18 protein-coding genes are annotated in these 22,978 nt (G+C 70.8%); 4 read left to right on the top strand and 14 right to left on the bottom strand.

What is annotated here, in order from left to right; genetic code table 11:
* Nucleotides 1-6 precede the first annotated feature (6 nt).
* Nucleotides 7-600, top strand: a complete 594-nt coding sequence (locus tag ACFQRD_RS15825; protein WP_377019810.1) for a GNAT family N-acetyltransferase — start codon at nucleotides 7-9, stop codon at nucleotides 598-600.
* Here ACFQRD_RS15825 and ACFQRD_RS15820 read toward each other — a convergent pair.
* The 7 genes from ACFQRD_RS15820 to mnmA form a co-directional block, all read right to left on the bottom strand.
* Nucleotides 530-1,348 carry a helix-turn-helix domain-containing protein gene (locus tag ACFQRD_RS15820; RefSeq protein ID WP_377019809.1) on the bottom strand — a complete coding sequence of 273 codons (819 nt, stop codon included), beginning with the start codon at nucleotides 1,346-1,348 and terminating at the stop codon, nucleotides 530-532. The genes ACFQRD_RS15825 and ACFQRD_RS15820 overlap by 71 nt on opposite strands.
* Nucleotides 1,349-1,372: 24 nt before the next feature.
* A complete protein-coding gene (locus ACFQRD_RS15815) occupies nucleotides 1,373-2,677 on the bottom strand; it encodes a TRAP transporter large permease (RefSeq protein WP_377019808.1) in 1,305 nt (434 codons plus the stop codon).
* On the bottom strand, nucleotides 2,677-3,195 hold the full coding sequence (locus ACFQRD_RS15810; RefSeq protein WP_377019807.1) for a TRAP transporter small permease: 519 nt from the start codon (nucleotides 3,193-3,195) through the stop codon (nucleotides 2,677-2,679). The genes ACFQRD_RS15815 and ACFQRD_RS15810 overlap by 1 nt, the downstream gene beginning before the upstream one ends.
* A complete protein-coding gene (locus ACFQRD_RS15805) occupies nucleotides 3,192-4,253 on the bottom strand; it encodes a TRAP transporter substrate-binding protein (protein WP_377019806.1) in 1,062 nt (353 codons plus the stop codon). Before ACFQRD_RS15805 ends, ACFQRD_RS15810 begins: the two co-directional genes overlap by 4 nt.
* Nucleotides 4,254-4,257: 4 nt before the next feature.
* Nucleotides 4,258-6,837, bottom strand: coding sequence for a TIM-barrel domain-containing protein (locus ACFQRD_RS15800; protein WP_377019805.1), 2,580 nt, complete (start codon nucleotides 6,835-6,837; stop codon nucleotides 4,258-4,260).
* A gap of 202 nt (nucleotides 6,838-7,039) precedes the next feature.
* Entirely contained in the window at nucleotides 7,040-8,164 is a 1,125-nt protein-coding gene (locus ACFQRD_RS15795; RefSeq protein ID WP_377019804.1) for a hypothetical protein, read from the bottom strand.
* Nucleotides 8,161-9,252, bottom strand: a complete 1,092-nt coding sequence (gene mnmA / locus ACFQRD_RS15790) for a tRNA 2-thiouridine(34) synthase MnmA (RefSeq protein WP_377019803.1) — start codon at nucleotides 9,250-9,252, stop codon at nucleotides 8,161-8,163. The genes ACFQRD_RS15795 and mnmA overlap by 4 nt, the downstream gene beginning before the upstream one ends.
* Nucleotides 9,253-9,484: 232 nt before the next feature.
* On the opposite strand from mnmA, the gene ACFQRD_RS15785 reads away from it, so the two are divergent.
* Nucleotides 9,485-11,764, top strand: coding sequence for a DUF222 domain-containing protein (locus ACFQRD_RS15785; protein WP_377019802.1), 2,280 nt, complete (start codon nucleotides 9,485-9,487; stop codon nucleotides 11,762-11,764).
* Nucleotides 11,765-11,804: 40 nt separating this feature from the next.
* Here ACFQRD_RS15785 and ACFQRD_RS15780 read toward each other — a convergent pair whose 3' ends face one another.
* Genes ACFQRD_RS15780 through ACFQRD_RS15750 form a run of 7 tightly spaced genes read right to left on the bottom strand, consistent with a single transcriptional unit; the run spans nucleotide 11,805 to nucleotide 18,513 of the window.
* Nucleotides 11,805-12,992 carry a cysteine desulfurase family protein gene (locus tag ACFQRD_RS15780; RefSeq protein WP_377019801.1) on the bottom strand — a complete coding sequence of 396 codons (1,188 nt, stop codon included), beginning with the start codon at nucleotides 12,990-12,992 and terminating at the stop codon, nucleotides 11,805-11,807.
* Entirely contained in the window at nucleotides 12,986-13,939 is a 954-nt protein-coding gene (locus ACFQRD_RS15775; protein WP_377019800.1) for a hypothetical protein, read from the bottom strand. The genes ACFQRD_RS15780 and ACFQRD_RS15775 overlap by 7 nt, the downstream gene beginning before the upstream one ends.
* Nucleotides 13,936-14,931 (bottom strand): VWA domain-containing protein, encoded by a 996-nt coding sequence (locus tag ACFQRD_RS15770; RefSeq protein WP_377019799.1) that lies wholly within the window; start codon nucleotides 14,929-14,931, stop codon nucleotides 13,936-13,938. Before ACFQRD_RS15770 ends, ACFQRD_RS15775 begins: the two co-directional genes overlap by 4 nt.
* The gene (locus tag ACFQRD_RS15765; protein ID WP_377019798.1) at nucleotides 14,931-15,953 is read right to left on the bottom strand and encodes a VWA domain-containing protein; all 1,023 of its coding nucleotides are present in this window, start codon (nucleotides 15,951-15,953) and stop codon (nucleotides 14,931-14,933) included. The genes ACFQRD_RS15770 and ACFQRD_RS15765 overlap by 1 nt, the downstream gene beginning before the upstream one ends.
* Nucleotides 15,944-16,453 (bottom strand): hypothetical protein, encoded by a 510-nt coding sequence (locus ACFQRD_RS15760; RefSeq protein ID WP_377019797.1) that lies wholly within the window; start codon nucleotides 16,451-16,453, stop codon nucleotides 15,944-15,946. Before ACFQRD_RS15760 ends, ACFQRD_RS15765 begins: the two co-directional genes overlap by 10 nt.
* Entirely contained in the window at nucleotides 16,440-17,336 is an 897-nt protein-coding gene (locus ACFQRD_RS15755) for a DUF58 domain-containing protein (RefSeq protein WP_377019796.1), read from the bottom strand. Before ACFQRD_RS15755 ends, ACFQRD_RS15760 begins: the two co-directional genes overlap by 14 nt.
* A gap of 55 nt (nucleotides 17,337-17,391) precedes the next feature.
* On the bottom strand, nucleotides 17,392-18,513 hold the full coding sequence (locus tag ACFQRD_RS15750) for an AAA family ATPase (RefSeq protein ID WP_377019795.1): 1,122 nt from the start codon (nucleotides 18,511-18,513) through the stop codon (nucleotides 17,392-17,394).
* A gap of 132 nt (nucleotides 18,514-18,645) precedes the next feature.
* Here ACFQRD_RS15750 and glgX point away from each other — a divergent pair, with 132 nt between their 5' ends.
* Together glgX and ACFQRD_RS15740 are read left to right on the top strand one after the other, a co-directional pair.
* Nucleotides 18,646-20,868 (top strand): glycogen debranching protein GlgX, encoded by a 2,223-nt coding sequence (gene glgX / locus ACFQRD_RS15745; protein WP_377019794.1) that lies wholly within the window; start codon nucleotides 18,646-18,648, stop codon nucleotides 20,866-20,868.
* Between the two features lie 51 nt (nucleotides 20,869-20,919).
* Entirely contained in the window at nucleotides 20,920-22,977 is a 2,058-nt protein-coding gene (locus ACFQRD_RS15740) for a maltotransferase domain-containing protein (RefSeq protein WP_377804748.1), read from the top strand.
* The last annotated feature ends 1 nt before the right edge of the window (nucleotide 22,978 follow it).

Below are 22,978 nucleotides of genomic sequence, written 5' to 3'. Positions count from 1 at the left end.
CGTGCCATGAGCATCGCGCGCAGCATCCGCCTGGCCACGGAGGAGGACCTCGCCGCTGTGGAGGGCATCGAATCCGCGGCCGACGGGCTCTTCGAGCCGCTGCTGGGTCCCGAGCCGTTCGGCGCGGAGTCGGCGACCGCCGGCGACGCGCGGGCTGCTGAGCCCGGGTTCCTCCTGGTCGCGGCCGAGTCCGAGGGCTCCCCGGCGGTCGGCTTCGTCCATGTCCTCGAGCCGACCGGGCCGGCAGGGCTCGTCCACCTCGAGCAGCTCGCCGTGCTGCCCGAGCATCTGCGTCGCGGACACGGCAGGGCACTGGTGGAGGCCGCGGCAGCCGAGGCCGCGTCCCGCGGAGGCACGCGGCTCACCCTGCGCACATTCGCGGAGGTGCCGTGGAACCGGCCGTTCTACGCGGCGTGCGGCTTCCGAGTGGTCGGGCCGATCGACTCCGACTTCCATCGCGGCCTGGCCCGCACGGAGGAGGAGCTGGGGCTGACGCGGCTGGGGACCCGCGTGCTCATGGCCCGCGACCTCACGGCGCCGGCCGCGTGCTCCGCACCGCCCGCGGCGTCGAGCCGGTCCGCTCCCGGAAGACGCGGTTGAAGTGGGTGACGGTGGCGAAGCCGACGTCGGCGGCGATCCGCCCGACGGGCAGCTCGGTCTCCTGCAGGAGTCGGCGCGCCTGGTCGACGCGCAGATCGTTGACGTAGGAGATGACCGTGGTGCCGGTGTGCCGCCGGAACTCCCGTGAGAGGTGATGGCGGCTGACGAAGAACCTCTCGGCGAGCTCCCCGAGCTCGATGTGCTCGGTGTAGTGCCCGTGCAGGTGCCGGATGACTCGCGCGACGCGGGTCTCGCGGGCGGCGGTGGCGGCATCGACCTCCTCCTGCCGCAGCAGTACCAGCAGCAGCTGGGTCAGCAGCAGTCTCAGCTCGTCCTGCGAGCTCTCCCCCAGCGTCTCCTGCGTATGCAGCATTTGGTCGACGATCCCGCGCACCGAGGCCAGGCCCGACGCCGTCGGCCGGAACACCCGGGCATCGCAGCCGAGTGCCTCGCGCACGTGCCCGTACAGCACGGCGTCCGGGCGCGCATAGACCACCACGCGCCGGAAGGGCACTCCCGGTGGGCTGTAGGAGAAGTGCTCGTCACCGGGTGGGAAGGTGATCGCCTCGGGCGCGGAGATCCGGTGCACGTGGCCGCCGGAGACGTGCTCGCGCCGGCCCTCCTCCAGGACGTAGACCTCCAGGAAGTCATGGCGGTGCGGACGCGCCATGTTGTCGTCGACCCCGTGGACGCGGGCGACGGCGACCGCTCTCCCGCCCGCCATGAGCTCACCGGCCACGTCCTGCATCGATCGATCCCTTCCCCGGGGTGCCTACTCCAGCAGCCCCAGCATGCCCGGGATCCCGAGCGAGAGCGCGGGGACGTAGGTGATCAGCAGCAGGAGCACCACCAATCCGGCGAAGTAGGGCAGCAGCCGCGGGACGACGTCCTCGATCCGCACGCCCGCGACACCGGTGGCCACGAACAGCACCGAGCCCACCGGTGGGGTCATGGTGCCGATGCACATGGCCAGGATCAGCACCATGCCGAAGTGGACAGGATCCATCCCCAGCTCGGTGGCGATGGGCAGGAAGATGGGGGTGAAGATCAGGATCGCGGGCGTGATGTCCAGGAACGTTCCCACGACCAGCATGATCACGAGCATCAGGGCGAGGATCGCCACGCGCGAGTCGGTGGTCGATACCAGCGCGTCGGTGATCGCCGAGGGGATGCCGGTGAAGGCCATCACCCATGCCATCGCGGAGGACGCGGCGATCAGCAGCATCACCACGCCGGTCGAGCTCACCGTCCGCACCGCGATCTGCGTCAGCGCCGTGCTGTCCAGGGAGCGGTAGATCAGCGAGAGCACCAGGCAGTACACGACCGCGACCGCCGCGCCCTCGGTCGCGGTGAAGATGCCGGCGACGATGCCGCCGACGACCACGACCACCAGCAGCAGCGAGGGAATGGCGCGACCGAGCACGGTCAGCCCCTGGCGCAGGCCCACGCGCTCGCTGCTGCGGTAGCCGCGGCGGCGGGCGACGACGAACGCGATCAGCATGACCACCAGGCCCATCAGGATGCCCGGCACGTAGCCGGCCATGAACAGCGCCGAGACGCTCACCCCGCCGGCGACCGTGGAGTAGACGATCGCGGCCGTCGTCGGCGGGATCAGCAGGCCCACGGAGGCCGAGGCGATGTTCACCGACGCCGAGTAGGCGGGGTCGTACCCCTCCGTCCGCTGGCGCTCGTGCAGGGTTCCGCCGATCGCGGCGGCCGAGGCCACGGCGGATCCCGACAGGGAGCCGAACAGCATGTTGGCCAGCACGTTGGTGTGGGCCAGGGACCCGGGGACGCGGCCGGAGATCACCAGGGCCAGGTCCACCAGCCGCTGGGCGATGCCGCCGTTGTTCATGATGTTGCCGGCGAGGATGAACAGGGGCACGGCGAGCAGCGAGAAGCTCTCCACGCCCATGCTCATCTGCTGGCCGACGACGAAGGTGGTGTCCGCCCAGGGCAGCATCAGCAGGGCGGTGACGAAGGCGGAGACGATGATGCCGACGGAGATCGGCACACCGAGGGCCAGCAGCACCACGAAGGTGCCGAACAGGGCGAGGGCTGCGAGCAGCGGGTCCATCACTCGGCCTCCTTCGGGGCGGTCGCCTCGAGCGGGGTGCGGACGAGGTCGAGGATGTTCAGCACCTGTGCCAGGGCGATGGCCGCCCCGGTGATCGGGCCGATGAGGTAGACGAGGCCACGGGAGATGCCCAGCAGGGCGGAGATGTTCTCCCGCGAATCCCAGGCGAGCATCGCGCCGCCGATGCCGAGGACGAGCACGGCGAGCGCGAGGATCAGCAGGTCGATGGCCAGGACGAGTCCGCGCCGGGCGCGGACGGGGAGCCGGTCGCGCACGATGGTCAGCGCCATGTGCTCGCGCTGGAGGAAGGCATAGGTCGCGCCGACGAAGGAGACCCAGATCAGCGCGTAGCGGACCAGTTCCTCGGTGAAGGCGACGGGGCTGCCGAGCACGTACCGGGTGAAGACCTGGTACAGCACCAGGGCCGTCATCAGCACCAGCAGGGCGACGGCGAACCACAGCAGAGTGCCGGCGAGCACCCGGCGGAGGCGATGGACGGTGTCGGCGGAGGCGTTCATGCGCGTGACTCCTCACTGACCTGTTCGATGGTCTCCAGCAGCTCCGCGACCTCGGGATACTCCTCGGCGAACCGGTCGACCACAGGCCGGGTGGCCTCGCGGAACGCGTCGGTCTCGACGTCGTCGACGAACTCGACGCCCATGTCCCGCGCGTCGGCCTCCGCGGTCTCGATGGCCTCGGCCCAGGCGATCCGGTGGTCCTGCGAGGACTGTCGGGCCGCCTCGACGATGAGGTCCTGATCCCCGCTCTCGAGCCGTTCCCAGGCGTCGGAGCTGATGAGCATCAGGTCGGGGATGCGCGTGTGCTCGGTGCGCGAGAAGACCTTGGCGACCTCGCCGTGGGCGCTGTCGGTCAGGACCGTCTCGTTGCTCTCGGCCCCGTCGATCAGGCCCGTCTGCAGCGCGGTGTAGGTGTCACCGAAGGCCATCACCACCGGTGCGGCGTCCAGCTGCTCCATGAGATCGGTCTGGGAGCGCATGTCCTGGACCCGGATCTTCAGCCCCACCACGTCCTGGGGGCTGCGCACCGGGCTCGCGCGGGTGTAGAAGGAGCGCGCTCCGGAGGAGTAGTGGGTCAGGCCCACGAATCCGCGGTCCAGGGTGGAGCGGTAGAACTCCGCCATCTGCTCGGAATCCATCACGGCGTGCATCTGCTCCTCGGAGTCGAACACGTAGGGCAGGCCGAAGGTGTGGTAGCCGGCGTGGTAGCCGGCCAGGCCGGGGCTCGCGACGCGGGTGATGTCGACGATGCCCTGGGTGAGCTGGCCGAGCACGGCGGTCTCGGAGCCCAGCTGACCGTTGGCGTAGATGTCGACCCGGATGCGGCCCTGGCTGCGCTCGGCCACGGCATCGGCGAATGCGGCGATCGCCACCGAGGTGGGGTGCTGGTCATTGAGGTTGTGGGCCAGGCGCAGCACCAGCGGCCGGCTGCTGTTCGCGGCCGCGCTGGTCAGCTGCGTGCTGCGAGCGCTGCAGCTTGCCAGGGCCAGCGGCGCGCCCAGCAGCAGGGCGCGCCGTCCGAGGCGCGGCGTCGCGGGATCGTGGCGGTGGGTCGTCATGGCCTCACATTCCGATCATGTCGAAGGTCTCGAAGGAGATCTCGAGGTCGAGATCGTCCCCGTCGTCGGGCAGTGCGATCTGGACCGATCCGAGCGCGGCGTCGTAGTACCAGCCGCTGTCGTGGCCCTGGAAGTCGGCGGCCTCCGGACGGTGCTCGAGGCTCCGTCCGTTCGCCCGGACGTGCAGCGGGGCGCGCTCGGGATGGATGACGTCGAACCGGAACGCCTGCACGGCGCTGCGGTAGGGGCCGGAGCGCTCGAGGGTGATGCGCACGGTGGAGCCGGAGGTCATGGTCACGACGCTCTCGCGGCGCTGGCCGCGTTCGTGCGCTCGGGTGCGGCCGTCGTCCTCGTGCAGGACGAACCGTCCGTCCCGCTCGGGGGCGCAGATCAGCCGCAGGGTCCGGATCTCGTCGCGCACCAGCGAGGTCGGCTGCTCGACGGCGATCGGGATGATGCCGCCGGCGCGGATGTACAGCGGGATCGAGTCCCAGCCCACCGGCTCCGTGACCGTCGTGCCTCCCTCGTGCCGCGTCCGCGTGGCGAGGTCGTAGAACGCCTCGTCGGCCGGGAAGCGGACCGTGCGGGTGGTGGCGCCCTTCTCGAGCACCGTGGCCACCAGGAGGGAGTCGCCCAGCATGAAGGTGTCGGTGGTGTCGTAGCCCTCGACGTCGTGCTGGAACGCGCTGATCAGCGGCTCCATGATCGGAGCTCCCTCGCGGGAGGCGCGGACCATCAGCGAGTACAGGTAGGGCATCAGCCGGTAGCGCAGGTTGATCGCCTCGCGGATCGGCCCGGTGGTCTCGGGGTACATCCACGGCTCGGTGACGGTGTTGTCGGAGTTCACGGAGTGGATGGAGAAGCGGGGCTGGAAGATGCCGTGCTGGACCCAGCGCAGCAGCAGCTCCGGCTCGGGCCGGGGCCCGTGGAAACCACCGATGTCGCACCCCTGGTTGGCGACGCCGGACAGGCTCATGCCCAGGATGGTGGCGATGTTGGCGCGCAGGGTCTCCCAGGAGGTCGAGTTGTCCCCGGCCCAGGTCTGGGCGTAGCGCTGGATCCCGGCGTGCCCGGCGCGGCAGACGATGTAGGGGCGCTGGTCGGGGTGGGCCTCGGTGATGGCGTCCTGGGTGACGCGGCACATGAGGTTGGGCATCACGTTGCGCACCTCGGCGAGTGTGCTCGGGGCGCCGTCCCCGTCGACCTCGGAGTCCATGTCGAGCACGCCTTCGTACTCGCAGTTGTCGTTCCAGACCGAGGCGGTGCCCTTCGCGAGCACGGACTCGGTCAGCCACTGCTTCCAGACGTCCCGGGCTCGCGGGGAGGTGAAGTCGACGAAGTGTCCCGGTCCGCCCCACCAGGCGCCGACGGCGGGCGGGCGCGGGGCGTCGGGGTCCGCCTCTCCCCCGCCGGTCACGGACAGCGCGGGGGCGGTGGTCGCGGCCTGGTCCAGGGCGTCGTCGCTGGCCCCGACGAACACGCCGCGCTCGGCGAACTCGGCGCGCCGCGGGTGGACCGTGAGCACGCCGGGCTTCACGTTCGGGGAGACGACGACGCCGCGCTCGTCCATGGCGGAGAAGAAGCCAGCGGGATCGGGGAACCGCTCCTGGTTCCAGGTGAACACGCAGCGCTTGGCGCCGTCGGCCGTCTGCTGGGTGGTGTAGCCGCTGGAGAGCTGGAAGCCGTCCACCGGGATCCCGTGCTCACCGGCGAGATCGACGAACCGGGTGATGGCCCGGTCGCTGCCGGAGGTCAGCTCGGCGTAGTACATGGAAGAGGCGAGATAGCCCAGTGCCTGGCGGGGCAGCACGGGCGGACGTCCGGTGAGCTCGGTGTACCGGGCCACGACGTCCCGAACCTGCGGGCCGGCGATGAGGAACAGATCGACGTCGCCGCCGTCGGCGATCATCTGGGTGTGGTGGGGGAAGTAGTTGCTGTGCGAGCGGCCCAGGTCGAAGGAGACGTCGCGGGTGCCGTGGTAGAAGTACCCGACCGCCTGGCGGGAATCGCGATTGACCTTGAGGTAGAACGGGATGTGCTTGTACAGCGGTGCGCTGCGTCGGGCGTCGTAGCCGAGGCTGTCGCGCGGGCTGAGGGAGACCAGCTGCTTGGCCTTGTCGAGCTCGCCCGTGGTCTCGCCGAAGCCGACGAAGGCGTCGCCCGGTTCGAGCCGGGTGGTGTGGATCCGGCGGTGGTTGGTGTCCTCGCGGTAGGCGATGTAGGGCACATCGGCGTGCAGCACGCTGCCGTCGGCGTCCAGCACGCGGATCTCCAGCGGGGAGCGGCGCACCTCGACGCGCAGCCGGGGGCCGATGAGCACGGCCGTCTCGTCCGTCTCCTCCAGCTGCACGGGGACCGGGGCGATGCGCGTGCGCTCCTCCCCCAGCACCGGATCGAGGCGGTCCTGCCAGGCGGTGGTGGTGAGGCTGTAGGACTGCTCGGCGAAGTCCCCGTCGAAGCCCGCGCGGATCCGCACGATGTCCGAGGTCATCATGAGCAGCCGGATCTCGACGCCTTCGGTGACCACACGGAGCACACCGTTCCCGTCCAGCTCGACCCGCTGCACCTGGGTGCTCGTGCGCATGGCTCGTCCTCCATCGGAATCGTCGGGCAGTGCCGGGCCGCGTCGTCGATGCTGTCCACGTCGTTGCGGGTGCGTCAGTGCAGATCGATGCGCGCGGCTATGGCGTCCGACGCCAGCCTAGGCGGGGAGATCACCCCGTTCTCCACGGATCGTGATCATGACCGGCCCGAACTTGACCGATCGTGCTGCGTGCGCGGGGCGCTCAGGAGCTGACGCGTGCCGCCCATGCGGGAGCGGCGCGCAGCAGGGCCTCGAGCGAGGGTTCGTCGAGCAGCGTGGACCGCTCCGGCTGGCTGGAGGGGTCGATGCGCCCCGCCTGCACGTCGTGCGAGGCGCCGGTGTGCGCGATCAGGGTGAAGCCGGCGGCGTCGGCGTCGGTATGGCCCAGCCGGTGCCAGATCTCCAGCAGCTGGTCGAGCTCACGCGCCATGCTCCCGCCGGCGCGCGGGTCGACGACGAGTTCGAAGCGGCACCCGGCATCGTGCGCCTCGGCCAGGCCCTCCCACAGCCTGCGCCCCGAGGCCGTGTCCAGGGACGGCAGCTGGCGAGGCGCGAAGGCCACCCGGCGTGCGCCGGCCTCGCGAGCGGCGCGCAGGAGACCATGGTCCGCGCCGACGCCGATCGTGACCGACTCCGCGTCCAGCCCGCCCTCCTCGAGGGCGGTGAGGAGGCAGCGCCACAGCACACCGATCTCGGGCGCTGGGACGGCGGGGTACCGGCTGCGGCCCGATGGGGTGCTGATGAGTCCGGCGGAGACGGCCGCCACGGCGTCCTCCCGCAGCAGCAGATGCGGCTGCGCGCCCGGCACCCGCTCGCGGAGCAGATCGAGGTGGTCGGTGACGCCCTCGGCGAGCAGCATCGGCAGGTCGCGCACGGCGCCGGGGTCGGCGAGGGTGCGCTCCCCCGACGGCAGGAAGGTGGCGCCGGCCAGGGTGGCCGGGCCCAGTGCCGTCGTCGACAGCGGCCCCTCGTACCCCAGCAGCGCGACGCGGGCGGCATCGAGGGTGCGCTCGCGCAGCTCCCGGGCGTGCTGCCAGGCTCGGCCCACGCCCGGACCGAGCCGCCATCCGTAGCTGACCAGGTCTCCCGTGGTCTCGGCGAGCAGCGCGAGGGTCGCGGGCAGCAGATGATCCGTGTCATCGGTGCCGAGCGCTGAGGGGAGGTAGGGCCGGGCGGCGATCTGCTCCTCGAGATCGTCACCGAGCAGGGCCCGGATCCGCATCAGCGCCGCGAGATGAGGGTCCTCGGGCACGTCGTACCGGGCGGCGTCGGCGGCCGCAGGTGCCCGGAAGGTGCCGTCCCCGGTGAGGGTGACCAGGTGGCTCATGCGCGGCGCTCGAGGGTGGCGGCGGCGAGGACGCGATCGTCGTCGTACAGCACCAGGGTCTGGCCGGGGGCCACGCCGCGGATCGGCGTCTCGAGCTGCACGCGCAGGCTGGAGTCCTGACCGCCCGCCGGCGCCTCGAGGATCGTCGCCGGGGTGGCCTCACCGTGGGCGCGGATCTGTGCGGTGACCCGGCGGCCCACCTCCAGCGGCTCGAAGGAGACCACGTCACCGGCGATCAGTTCGCGGGTGGAGAGCAGCTCAGCGGCACCGACCACGACCTGGCGCGAGGTGGGGTCGATGTCGACGACGTAGCGCGGCGCACCGTCGGGCGCGGGATGCTCGATGCCCAGGCCCTTGCGCTGGCCGATGGTGAATCCGTGGGTGCCGCGGTGGGAGCCGACCACGGCGCCGGCCTCGTCGAGGATCTCCCCGGGGGCCTCGCCGAGATTGCGCTCGAGGAAACCGCGGGTGTCCCCGTCGGCGACGAAGCAGATGTCGTAGCTGTCGGGCTTGGTCGAGACGCCGAGGCCGCGTGCCCTGGCTTCGGCGCGCACCTCCTCCTTCGTCTCGAACTCGCCGAGCGGGAAGACGGAGCGGCGGACGGCCTCGGGCCCCATGACCGCCAGGACGTAGGACTGGTCCTTGTCCATGTTCCGCGAACGGTGCAGCGAGGGGGCGCCATCGGGCCCGTCGGCGCGGATGGAGGCGTAGTGACCGGTGCAGACGGCGTCGAAGCCGAGCAGCGTGGCGCGCTCCATGAGCGAGGCGAACTTGATGCGCTCGTTGCAGCGCACGCAGGGATTGGGAGTGCGGCCGGCGGCGTACTCGGACAGGAAGTCCTCGACCACGAGATCGTGGAAGTCATCGGAGAGGTCCCAGACGTAATACGGGATGCCGATGCGGTCGGCCGCACGACGGGCATCGGAGGCGTCCTCGACGGTGCAGCACCCGCGCGAGCCGGTGCGGCTCTGGTCGCGGTTCTTCGACAGCGCCATGTGCACGCCGACGACCTCGTGCCCGGCGTCCGCGGCTCGGGCCGCGGCCACTGCCGAGTCGACGCCGCCGCTCATCGCTGCCAGCACCTTCATGCCGCCTCCACCTCCTGGGTCACCGTCCGCCTCCACTGGGCCACCGTCCGCCTGTGCACCCTGTCGAGTGTACGGATCGTGAAGGTCCCCGGACCGGCCGGCGAGCGTGATGTCAGCCGCCTCGCGCGTGCGATCGCTCTCCCCTCGTGCTCCCCTCGTGGCCGGCGCCCCGCATCCCTGCGCCGGGTGGCGCCCGTGCCCTACGCCGGGCGGGGTCCGTGCCCGGCGCCGGGTGGCGGCGCACGCCGATTCGGATGGCCGCTTTCGTGGATCGACCTGTTGCGCACCGCTCGCGTTCCTGTGGGGCCCTGGCACGGCGCAGCAATGGCTCCAGCACAGTAATATCTCCAGCACGGCAATATCTCCAACACCGCAATGCCCCTGTGGACGTCACGCCACCGCCAATACCGAGCCCTCCACATTGACCTCTTATCCACAATCTTCTTTGCGGGGTTGCAGGGACGTCTTTTCCGTGAGCGGAACACGGTGCCGCGCCTCCGCAAGTGCCATTCGCGGACGGTTCCGCGCCAGCGACCTCGGGCTGCGGCAGCAGAGCGCAGCGGGATCCGACGCCCGGGAATCACCGTCGTTGCGCACCCGGACACCGCCACCTTTCCTCCCCACCGCACCTTCGTCCACATTTTTGCACCGAGGAACCAGAACCGTTGACTATTTCGTTCTGGCGTTCGATACTGGAGCCATGACCCACCACGCGGATGATCACGAGCAGACGGCCGATGCGGCCGGCCGGCCCGTCATCCGCGCGGGCGCCGGCGCCACGACGGTGGGAGCGTACGACCTCGAGGGCGTCACCGATGCCCTCGGCCGGGTCGGATCGCTGGGCTCCGACTCCCTGTCACCCGGCAACGACTCGGCGCTCGACGCCGAGTCGTTGCTCGATCTCCTGGACCGCCTCCGGTCGCTGACGACAGCTGTCGCCGCGGTGGAGATCCGTGCGACTGATGCACTGGCGGAAGCGGTGAGCCGGGACGCCCATGGTTCGGGCGAGGAGTCCGAGTCGACGGATCGTGTCTCGACCCGCGAAGTCTCCGTGGTCTCGCGCATCTCGCCGTCCGCGGCATCTCGTCGGATGAAGGCTTCTCGGCGCCTGGTCCGGAACCTGCCAGGCGTGCTGTCTGCTCTGGCCGAGGGCGATATCGACGCCGAGAAGGCCTATGCCGCCGGGCAGGCTGTCGCGCCCCTGGATCCGACGCAGAGGGGCGAGGTCGATCAGGCGCTCACGGCACGGCTCGGCGAGCTCGCCGGCGCGGGGCAGCGACAGTGGCGTCGCGAGATCGAGGCGATCACCCAGCTCGTGGACGCCGACGGCGAGGAGCGGCGACACGAGGTCGCGCGGCGCCACCGGAATGTCACCCTGCGCGCTCGCGAGAACGGGATGGCCACGCTGGCCATCACGACCACTGCGCTCGATGCCTCCGCCGCCCGTGCCCGTCTCAGCCTCGAGGGCGAGAAGCTCCGCGCCGCCGGGGACACCCGGGGCCACAGCGCGATCATGGCGGATACCGCGGCGGACGCACTGGTCGGCCGCAGCGACGGGGTCGATCCGGTGAAGCTCGACATCGGCGTGATCATCACCGATCGCGCCCTGTTCTGCCCGCAGAATTCCGAGCCGGCTCTCATCGAGGGCTACGGCGCCGTACCGGTCTCACAGGTCAGCGCGTCCCTACGCCGGGCGACTCAAGAGCCGGATAGCGACGCGGGCGATCCAGACGTCGACGATCCGGACGCGGGCAATCCAGACGTCGACGGTCCGGATGCCGGCGGCGCGCACGTGGACGGTGCGCAGCGCGCGAACGACGCGGCGCTCCGCGCCACGCTGCGCCGCCTCTACACCCATCCCACCAGTGGCGAGCTGGTCGCCGTCGAGTCGCGTGCGCGAGCGTTTCCCCACGGCCTCTCGCGCTTCCTGCGATGGCGGTCGATGACCTGTTCGGGTCCGTTCTGCAACGCCGAGATCCGCCACGATGACCACATCCAGCCGCACAGCAGAGACGGCGCGACCAGTCTCGATAACGGCAATGGACTGTGCGCGCGGTGCAACGACAAGGAGAACCAGCAGCTCACCGCTCGGCCGGCGGGCTCAACCGTCGGCGACGGTCGCCATCGCGTGCGGTGGCGGACCCGGTACGGTTCGACCGTCGACGTCACCCCCACTCCGAGCGAGCTGGCGGCGCTGCTCCCCCATCGCCCCGGCCCGCTGAGCAGCGGTGGTACCCGTGGCACCGAGGACCCCGGCGTTGCTGCCGTCGCTGCCGAGGCCGAGCAGACCGGGCAGGCCGACGGGCCAGCGTCGCCGGAACGTCCTGACCGAGCGTCTCGGTGTCCGCACCGATGCCCGGAACACCGCGGCACCGGGACGCCCACCGAGATCACGGCCGTCCACCTGCACAACGTGCAGCTTCGGCTCCGGCACAGCACACGGGACCACCGCCGCCACGAGACGTGGGACCGCGTCCCGCTCCGCAATCCGGGACAGTCCCCGCAGTTCTGACGTACCGAGCCGGGAGAGCTCACGACCCGACCGAGAGGGCTCAGCCGAGCAGGGCTCCCACCGCGCGGGCCTTCTCCAGTGATTCCGGCAGCGCACTGAGAAGCACGTCGATGTCATGATCCGTGCTGGTCCATCCCAGCGACAACCGCAGCGCGCCGCGGGTCTGGGGGCCCGTGAAGCCCATCGCCGCGAGGACGGGGCTCGCCTGAGTGACCCCCGCCGAGCAGGCCGATCCGGCCGAGGAGTCCACCCCGCGCTCATCCAGCAGGAAGAGCAGCGAATCCGAATCGGCCCCCGGGAACACGACATGAAGGATATGGGGCGACGTCGGGGAGTCCTCCGGCAGGGTGAACCGCGCGCTGGGATCGATCTCGCGGATGCCGGCTCGGAGCTGGTCGGCCAGCGCCTGCACGCGCCGGCCCTCTCGGTCCCGTTCCGCCAGGGTCTCGCGCAGGGCTGCCGCGAATGCCGAGGCCTGCGCCGCGTCCAGCGTTCCCGAGCGCACCCCGCGCTGCTGGCCGCCGCCGGTGCTGGCGACGCCGAACGGCACCTCCGGCTTCGCCACCAGCACCCCTACACCCACGGGCGCCCCGATCTTGTGACCGGACAGCGACATCAGGTCGACGTCCTCGAAAGACGGCAGCTGGACGTGGCCCACGCCCTGGACCGCGTCGGTATGGACCAGGGTCCCATGCGGTCGCGCCGCTGCGGCGAGCGCAGCGATGTCCTGGCGTGCCCCGGTCTCGTTGTTCACCAGCGCCGCGCTGACCACGCTCACAGCGCCGTCGGCCAGAGTCTCGCTCACCGACCCCGGACGCAGCAGGCCCCGCGCATCGACATCGAGCACACGCGCCTGGACCGGCGGCGTCAGCGACGCCAGCGATCTCGCCGTGGCGACCACCGCGGGATGGTCGGTCGCAGCCACGGCCACGGCCGTGCGAGCCGGTTCCTTCGCCATCACGCCGAGCGGTACCGAGCGGATCGCCAGGTTGTCGGCCTCGGTGCCTCCCGAGGTCATGATCAGCCAGCTGCGGGGAACCCCGAGCAGCCCCGCGATGGTCTCGAGGGCCTCGTCCAGCACAGCGCGGGCGCGGCGTCCCGAGGAGTGCACCGAGGACGGATTGCCACGCACCGTCGAAGCCTCCAGGAAGGCGTCGCGCGCGACCGGCCGCAGCACGGTGGTCGCCGCATGGTCGAGGTATGCGCGCTCGTCGGGGTCGCTCACCATGGCTTCGCCGGATCCTGCTCCGATCCGCTGGGCTCGTCCTCGCCCTCGCCGCCCTGGGCGTCCTTGTTGCGCTCCTCGAGCTCGTCGTCCTTCTCCTGCTGCTCCCCGTCGCCCTCGGTGGGAGCCTCCTCCTCAGGGCCGTCCCCTTCGGGATCCTCCCGGCTCGGGTCGCCCGGGGGCGGCGGTTCGCCACCGCCGGGCTCCTCGCCCTCGCCCTCGCTGCCTCCTTCGGAGCCGCGCTCGTCGGGGTCGTTGCCGGCCTCCTCGTCGGCCTCGCGGCGCTTCTCCTCGACCCGTTCGCCGTTCTCCTCGGTGGTCTCGGACTCCTCGTTCCCGGAGCCGCCGCCCTGGCCGCCCTGGCCCTCGCCGTCGCCGCCACCGCCGCCACCACCGCAGGCGGCGAGCATCTCCTCGGCCTCGTACAGGCGATCGGCGCGGGCCTGGGGATCCTCGATCTGGTCTGCCTGGCGCTCGATGGCGATCGAGAGGTTGTTGATGATCTTGCACTGGGCGTGCATGGGCGCGTTGAGGTCGCTCGAGCTCTCCCATTCCTCCAGCGCGGTGCGCAGCTCCTCCTCGGCAGCGGCGTCCTCGCCCTGCTGCAGCAGCACGGTCCCCTTGGACAGGTGCGGCAGATACGGCTCGAACCAGTTCAGGAACTCGACCGGCGCCAGCCGCTCGATGGCCACCGGGTACTCCTCGTCCCCGTACGCGGAGAGATGGGTGGCCTGCGTGATCGGCATGGAGATGAACTTCGCGGCCAACAGGGCCAGCAGCAGGATCGGCAGCGCCAGGATCGCGAACACGATCATCCGCGTCCGCCGGAGACGGCGCACGTTCAGCCCGAAGTCCTTCGGCCTGCCGCTGGTGTCCTGCGCCAGCGCAGGCGGCGGGCCCGCGGGCGCGGACTGCTCCGTGCGCGGCCTCTCCGCGATCGGTGTGCTCATCTCTGCGCTCCTGAGATGTCGTGACGATCCAGCTTGCGCGGAAGTCTGTAGGTCATCTCCCCCAGCTCCCAGATCAGCAGGGCTGCGAGCGGGATCGAGGCGATCCAGTACCAGTCATCGAAGCTCGCCACGTCGCGGGAGGACTCCATGGGGATCGGCCGCAGCGTGACATCGTCCATTGTGCCCTCGATCGGCGCCTCCGGATCATCCCGGTGCAGATACGGCACCCCCATCTCGCCGGCGATGGTCTGGAGCTGCTCCTCGTCGATCTTCGAGATCCCCCGCTGACCGCTGTCATCGGTGATGTACTCGCCGTCCTCGGGGCCGCCCTCAGCCTTCATCGGGCCACCCTCGGCAGTGCCGTACCCGAGCACTCCCCCGCCGTCGACGAACTGGGCGAGCGGACTGAACGACTCCGACTCCCGCTCGTCGGTGTTCTCCCCGTCGGAGAGGAAGTACACCAGGATCTGCGACTCCGGGTCCTCGCGCGCGGTCTCGGACAGCTCGACCTGCAGCTGCTCGAGAGGACGGTCCACATTGGAGCCCTTGGAGTACGCGGTGGGCTCCGTCGTCAGCGTGTCCACCCAGGCCCGAGCCGCGCCGGCGTCGGTGGTCAGCGGCAGCTGCTGGGTGGCCGTCGAGTCGAAGGACATGATCGAGTACCGCGATCCCTCGGTCATGCCCATGATGCGGTTCATGTCGGCCTTGACGCCCTCGAGGCGCGGCTGGTCCCCGTTGTAGTCCTCGGCGTTCATGGAGCCGGTGCGGTCGACGACGAAGAACACGTTGGCATTCATGCGCTCGGTCTGCTCGCTCTCCAGCGGGGTCACCGGTCGCAGCGCCACCACCAGCAGCAGCAGGACCATCAGCAGCCGGCGCATCCACGCCACGCGCTGCCGCGGGCGCCGGATCAGCAGCACGACGCAGAAGATCGTCATCGCACCGAACAGCGGGATGCTCGCCCACAGCGGGATCAGGTGCTCCAGGCGCATCAGCGAGCCCTCCAGCCCAGCACCAGGATGCCGATCAGGGAGAGGAAGGTCAGCACGAACCCGAGGCCCGGGTGGTCCGTGCGCACGACTGTCGGCGAGGCCCCCATCGTCTCGGCCTGCGTCTTCTGGATCTCGTTGATGATCGAGGGGATCGCCTCCGGATCGGAGGATTCGTACAGCTCCCCGTCCTGATCCTCGGTGGCCGTCTTGAGCTCCTCGAAGCATTCGGGGCCGCACTCGTACGCCCCGGGGTAGAACGTGTAGAGGTCGATATCGCGCCCGGCGACGGCCTCGGTGGCCTCCTGGAGGGTGTAGATCGGCTCGCCGTTGACCTCGTTGTCGGTCGCGAAGATGATCGAGCGCGAGCGATCCTCCTCGGCCTGGTCGAACTCCATGCCGCAGGAGGCGAGGCCGTCCGGCACGATCGACGCCTGATCGGCGATGCCGCGGGTGCCCTCGACGAACTCCACGTACTGGCGGACCTTCTCATCGGAGTAGTCACGGGTACCCAGGCGATAGCCGAACTCGTCGAAGTCGATCGCCTCGGCGCCCTCCTCGAGCTCGCGCTTGATCAGGTCGTAGTCGTTGGTCAGCGGGAAGACGGTGCGGCTGGTCGAGTTGAAGATCGTCAGCGCCACCCGCTCGCCCTGGAAGTTGTCCACCATCTCGGCGAAGGTCTGCAGGATCTCGGTGTCGTACTCGTACATCGAGCCGGAGACGTCGAGGCACAGCACGATGTCGCGCGAGGAGAACTCGGGCGTCTCGATCCGCTCGGTGGCGATCCGCCCCGACAGCAGCGAGGCGGCGAGCACGCCGATCACGGCGATGCTCACCTGCAGCACCCGCACCGCGCGGGCCATGCGCTGGGCGCGCACGAAGCTGGGGATGCGGTCCATGTACCGCGAGTTGGCGACCAGGACGGGAGACTTGCGCATCGCGCGTCGGTTCCAGAACGTGATCGCCCAGACCGCCAGCGCGGCCAGCAGCAGCAGGGCGGTGACCCACCAGAAGATCATGACCATTGCCGGATCACCTCCCTCGCGCGGCGCACGGACTCACGCAGGTCGGCGTCCGAGGCCATCGCGAAATCGGGTTCGTACAGGTCCGCGATCAGGGTTCCCACCTCGCGGGTGCGGGGATCCGCTCTCAGCGTGGTGATGTCCTGGCTGGTCACGTCGTGGCCCGTGGTGCGGCGCACGAAGCGTCGCATCACCCCGGTCAGCTCATGATGGCCTTCGCGAGCGCCCACGTCGCCGGCGTCGTGCCGATCCGCGATGTCGTTGACGGCGCGCAGGAACTCGGCCTTGAGGTTCTCCACGTCGCTGGGGCGCCGACGGAAAGCGATGCGCTTCTCGATGGCACGGGTGATCTTCAGGGTGCCCAGGATCAGCGCCGTGATCACCAGCAGGCACAGCACGGCCAGGATGATCCAGGCGACGGAGTACTGGGGCGGGTCGATGATCTCCGGCGGAGCGGGCTCGGCCAGCAACGGCGAGGCCAGCAGCAGGTCAGGTACGGGCATGGCGGTACTCCCTCGCCCGGAGCATGGCGATCATGTCCTCGACCACGGTGGTCTCGCCCTGGGTGAGGATGTGGCTGACGTGCAGCCGGTCCAGCATCTCCGTGATCCCGTCCCGCCGCGCCCGCCGGTACGCCTCGACGTCCCGCGCGACCCGCTTGGAGGTCCGCACCAGGGACGCCACCTCACGGGGATTGTCGACGTCGACCACGTCGTGGTCCAGGTCGGTGCGCTGCAACGGGTCGGCATCGGCGACGCGGATGACCATCACGTCGTGCCGCGTGGTCAGGCGCCGCAGCAGGGTGAAGTCCTCCACCGAGGGTCGGGCCTCGTCGGTGATGATCGTCATCAGCGTCGAATGCTTGGTGACGCGGAAGGCCCGCTCCAGCAGCCAGGCGCTGTCCGGGGCCGACGAGGCGGTGGTGGTGCCCTGCTGGATGCTGCGCAGCAGCAGCTCGAGGTGGCCGTCGCTGGACCGGGAGGGCAGCTGGATCGGGCGGCGCTCGTCGCCCGCGACCAGTCCCGTCAGGTCCCCGTTCTTCTGCGCGAGGAAGCAGATCATTCCCGCGGCGAGGACCATCGCCTCCCGCTTGGAGGTGCCGTCGGCCGCGGTGGCGGCCATCGCGGAAGAGGTGTCGGCCACGATCGAGAGGTGGCGGACCCGCTCCTCGTTGAACTGCCGGATCAGGGGCTCACCGGAGCGGGCGGTGGCCTTCCAGTCGATGTCGGAGATCTTGTCCCCGGGCTGGTAGTACTTCAGGTCGTCGAAGTCCTCGCCGCTGCCCTTGAACAGGGAGCGTCCGCGGCCCTGGATGAGCCCGCGCGCCCGGTTCGAGGTGTGCAGGTCGACCCGGGCCTTGACCCGGGTCAGCAACGAGGTGGCCATCGAGTTCTCGCGCGCTCCGTCCGTGTCGTGGGAAGGGGTCGGGGAAGGGTCGACTTCAGGGCATCGGCACGGCGTGGAACACCGCGTCGATGATCTGCTCGGGCTTGACCCCGCTGGCCAGGGCGTCGAACGTGAGCACGAGCCGGTGGCGCAGCACCCCGTAGCGCATGGCCCGCACATCGTCGGGGGTGACGTAGTCGCGCCCCTGCAGCAGCGCGTGCGCCTGCCCCACGCGCATCAGCGCGAGGGAGCCGCGGGGGCTGGCGCCGACGCGCACGGACTGGGTCAGGTTCGGCACCGGGCGCGGACCGGACCCGCGGGTGGTGAAGACCAGGTCGATGATGTACCGCTTCACGGCCGGATCGACATAGACGGCGTCGACCATCGACTGCAGGAACTGCACGTCCTCCAGCGAGACGTTGCCCAGGGCCTCCCGGGGCCCGGTCAGGCTGCCCGAGGTCGAGCGGTCGAGGATCTCGTGCTCCTCGCCCGGCCGCGGGTAGGTCAGGATCTCCTTCATGAGGAAGCGATCCATCTGCGCCTCGGGCAGGACGTAGGTGCCCTCCTCCTCGATCGGGTTCTGGGTCGCCAGCACCATGAACGGTTCGGGCAGGTGGTACACCTCGCCGCCGATGGAGGTCTGGCGCTCCTGCATCGCCTCGAGCATGGCCGACTGCGTCTTGGCGCTGGAGCGGTTGATCTCGTCCAGCAGCACGACGTTGGCGTGGACCGGGCCCAGCTGGGTGGTGAAGGTGCCGGAGCCGTAGTTGAAGATCTGGGTGCCGATGATGTCGTTCGGCATCAGGTCCGGGGTGCACTGGATGCGCGCGAAGGACCCGGTGATCGAGGAGGCCAGTGCGCTGGCGGCGGTCGTCTTGGCCAGGCCGGGCACGGACTCGAGCAGCACGTGGCCGCCGGCGGCCAGGGCGGTCAGCAGGGTCAGCCGCAGGTTCTCCTGGCCGACCACGCGGGACTGGAAGACCTTCGCGATGGTGGAGACGATCGAGGAGCTGCGCTCGAGATCGGCGGGCGGGATCGCCGACGAGGAGGGGGCGAAGTCACCGGGCCGTCGCTGCGGCCCGCCCTGAGCGGACCCGCCCTGACCGGGCCGGCCGGGGCCCGGGGCTGCGCCGGGAGGTCCAGCTGGTGCTGCCTGCTGGCTCGGTGGATTGCTCATGCGCTGCGGCTCCCCCGTCGTGCGTACCTGTTGTGCCTGCTGGTCCGCGTCGATCCTAACGGCAGTGGGCTCCGGCGGTGTCGCCGCGTCCGCGGGCAGCGGTGGGCGAAGGTGCAGTGGCAGAATGCGCAGGTGCTAGCAGATCGTTTCGACCGCGCCACGCCCCCGGTCGCACCCACCGCCCCCGGACTCTCCGTGGACGACCAGGGACGCGGCACCTTCGCCGTAGCGGCTCCGCGTGCCGGTGCGGTGGATCTGTGCATCCGTCAGGGCACCGCCGAGCGCCGGGTGCGTCTGCGGCACTTCGACGGTGGCCTGCGCTGGGACCACGTCACCGGCATGCTCCCGGGCACGCGGTACGGGCTGCGGGTCCATGGCCCGTGGGATCCCGCGGCGGGCCTGCTGTCCAACCCGCGCAAGCTGCTGCTGGACCCGTGGGCCCGCGGCGTGTCGCACTCCTCGCCGCTGCTGAGCTCCTTCTTCCCGTTCGAGGTGGACGCGATGCTGGATCGCGTCGGCGACCCGCCGGTGGCCAGCGACATCGACGACGGCGAGGACGCGGTGTGGTCCGTCGTCGTCTCCGACGCCTTCGACTGGCAGGACGACCTGCGTCCCCTGGTCGACTGGGACGCCACCGTGCTGTACGAGGCGCACGTGAAGGGACTGACCCGGCTGCACCCCGACGTCCCGGCCGAGCAGCGCGGCACCTACGCCGGACTCGGCCACCCCGCGGTCACCGGCCACCTGCGCGACCTGGGCGTGACCAGCGTCGAGCTGCTGCCGATCCATGCCGCGATGGACGAGCCGCACCTGACCCGGCTGGGACTGCCGAACTACTGGGGCTACTCCACGCTGTCGTTCTTCGCCCCGGAGCCGTCGCTGGCCACGGCCGCCGCCCAGAACGCCGGCGCGCAGGCCGTGCTCGACGAGGTCAAGACCATGGTGCGCAGCCTGCACGCCGCGGGCCTCGAGGTGATCCTCGACGTGGTCTACAACCACACCGCAGAGGGCGGGGCCGACGGGCCGGCCCTGTCCCTGCGCGGGCTGGACAACCGTGAGTACTACTGGATGGACCAGGGCACCTTCGTCGACGTCACCGGCACCGGGGGCACCCTGGATCCGCGCTCGGTGCACGTGATGGACCTGATCCTGGCCTCGCTGCGCTACTGGGTCAGCGAGGTGCACGTCGACGGGTTCCGCTTCGACCTGGCCGCGACGCTGGGTCGCGAGGACCGCGGTTTCCGGCCCGACCATCCCCTGCTGGGCGCGATCGTCACCGACCCCGTGCTGCGCGGGGTCAAGCTGATCGCCGAGCCGTGGGACGTCGGCACCGGCGGCTGGCAGACCGGCGGCTTCCCGGTGCCGTTCGCCGAATGGAACGACGCCTTCCGCGACGACGTGCGGGCCTTCTGGCTCTCCGACCGCGCCCAGCGCGCACGCACCGGCGAGGACGGCATCGGCGGCGTGCGCGACCTCGCGACCCGTCTCGCCGGTTCCAGCGATCTGCTGACCGGGCAGGACCCCGAGCAGCTGCCGCCCGGCCGCAGCCTCCGTTCGCCGTGGGCATCGATCAACTACGTCACCGCCCACGACGGCTTCACCCTGCGCGATCTGACCGTGTACGAGACCAAGCGCAACCAGGCCAACGGCGAGGACAACCGCGACGGCACCTCCGACAACCGTTCCTGGAACCACGGTCACGAGGGAGAGGCCGGGCCCGAGGATCACCAGCTCGAGGCGTCCCGCCGTCGCACCGCCCGCGGCATGCTCGCCACCCTGCTGCTGGCGTCCGGGACCCCGATGCTGACGGCCGGGGACGAGATGGGCCGCACCCAGCAGGGCAACAACAATGCCTACTGCCAGGACAACGAGATCTCATGGGTCCCGTGGAGGCCCGGTCCCCTGCGTGAGACGGTCAAGCGCGTCCTGGCGCTGCGCGGTGAGCATCCCCAGCTGCGCTCGCCCCACTTCCTGCGCCCGGCGGATCCCGCCGCCCTGGATGCGGGAGCGGTGGCATGGTTCGGGGCCGACGGGCAGGAGCTGGACCATGCGGCATGGATGGACCCGTCCCGGCACCTGCTGTCCATGCTCCGTCCTGCGGTGCCCGGGCGTGAGGGATCCCAGCACCTGCTGGTGATCCTCTCGGCCGAGGCGGAGGCCACCACCGTGCAGCTGCCGGGCCCGCCGTGGCCGCAGGGCCGGGCCCGCGTGCTCCTGGACACCGCGCTCGAGCGCCAGGACGATCTGCCCGCCGCTCCGGTGCGCGACCGCGCGGTCGTGGTGGAGCCGGCCAGCGTGGTGGTCCTCGGGATCACCGCCGACGACCCGGGGGAGGTCCGCGAACAGCTATCGTGAGGACCGTCACCGCGTCCGACGCAGACACCGAGGTGTCAGGCAGGAGAGGCCATGTCCGAGACCACCGAGTCCATCCCTCGTCACCGGCGCCCGGCGGGCCTCGACGCGGGCATCGGCCGGATCCCGATCATGGACGTCCGCCCCGTCGTCGACGGTGGGCGGTTCCCGGCCTCCTGCGCCGAGGGCGAGACGGTGACGATCTCCGCGAACGCCTTCCGCGAGGGCCACGACGCGATGGGGGTCCAGGCCGTGCTGACCGACCCCGACGGGGCGGAGCAGCGCCTGCGGATGGAGTCGGTCAACCCCGGCCTCGACCTGTGGGAGACGACCGTGCGCACGGATCGCACGGGGCACTGGTCCTTCCGCATCGAAGCGTTCTCGGCGCCGTACGACACCTGGGCCCACACCGCGGAGGTCAAGATCCCCGCGGGCATCGATCCCGACCTGGTCTGCGCCGAGGGCGCCCTGGTCCTGTCCCGGGTGCTCGCCGAGGTCGAGGCGGGCGAGCGTCCCGCCGGTGACGGACCGGTGGTCCGCGCGGCGCTGGAGAGCCTGCGCTCCCCGGGCCTGCCCGCATCGGCCCGCGTGGCCCCCGCCCTGGCGGCGGATCTGCGCGGGCTGCTCGCCGAGCGGCCCCTGCGCGAGGGAGTGACCGTCTCCGGCCCGTACCGTCTGGTCGTCCACCGCCGGCGCGCGCTGTACGGCTCCTGGTACGAGCTCTTCCCCCGCTCCGAGGGGGCCCGCTTCGAGCCCGAGCGCGGATGGGTCTCGGGCACCCTGGCCACGGCCGCGAAGTCGCTGGAGCGGATCGCGGACATGGGCTTCGACGTCGCCTACCTGACCCCGGTCCACCCCATCGGCACCACCTTCCGCAAGGGCCGCAACAACACCCTGGATCCGCGGCCCGGCGATCCCGGCTCCCCGTACGCGATCGGGTCGGCCGACGGGGGCCACGACGCGATCCACCCCGATCTGGGCACCGAGGAGGACTTCGAGGCCTTCGTCGGCCGCGCGCAGGAGTTGGGGCTCGAGGTCGCCATGGACCTCGCCCTGCAGTGCTCCCCCGACCATCCGTGGGTGAGCGAGCACCCGGAGTGGTTCACGGTCCGGGCCGACGGCACCATCGCCTACGCGGAGAACCCGCCGAAGAAGTACCAGGACATCTACCCGCTCAGCTTCGACACCGACTACGAGGGTCTGTACGCGGCGATCCGGGACGTGCTGGAGCTGTGGGTCTCCCGGGGCGTGACGCTGTTCCGGGTCGACAATCCCCACACCAAGCCGGTGCGGTTCTGGGAGGAGCTGCTGGCGGAGTTCGACGAGAAGCACCCCGAGGTCATCTTCCTCGCCGAGGCCTTCACCCGGCCCACGATGATGCACACCCTGGGCAAGGTCGGCTATCACCAGAGCTACACCTACTTCACGTGGCGGCACACGGCCGAGGAGCTGCGCGAATACCTCGAGGAGCTGGTCGCGGCGGCGCCGTACATGCGTCCCAGCTTCTGGCCCACCACGCATGACATCCTCACCCCGTTCATGTCCTCCGGCGGGCGCAACGCCTTCGTGCTGCGCGCGATCCTCGCGGCGACCCTGGTGCCGACGTGGGGCATCTACAGCGGCTACGAGCTGGTCGAGGACGTGCCGCGCCCGGGCGCGCAGGAGCAGATCGACAACGAGAAGTACGAGTACAAGCCGCGCGATTACACCGGTGCCCTCGCCGCGGGCACGAGCCTGCAGCCGCTGCTGAGGGACCTCAACCGCATCCGTCGCGAGCATCCCGCCCTGCAGTCGCTGACCGCGATCCGCTTCCACGAGGCCGACGATGCCCAGGTGCTGGTCTTCTCCAAGCATCTCGACGCCCACGCCAGCGGCACCGGCGCACCGGACACGATCCTCGTCGTCTCCCTCACCGAGCACGACCGCGACGCCTGGACCACCCTGCACCTGGATCCCGCCGAGCTCGGCCTCGAGGATCCCGACCGCCCGTTCGAGGTCGCGGACCTGATGACCTCGGAGCGCTTCACCTGGACCCGGGATCCCTACGTCATCCTCAGCGCGAGCGACCGGCCCGCGCACATCCTGCGGATCATCCACCCCGAGGAGGCCTGAC

The organism is Brachybacterium sp. GCM10030268 (assembly GCF_042666305.1).
Lineage (GTDB): Bacteria > Actinomycetota > Actinomycetes > Actinomycetales > Dermabacteraceae > Brachybacterium.
This window is presented reverse-complemented; position numbering and strand designations above follow the sequence as displayed.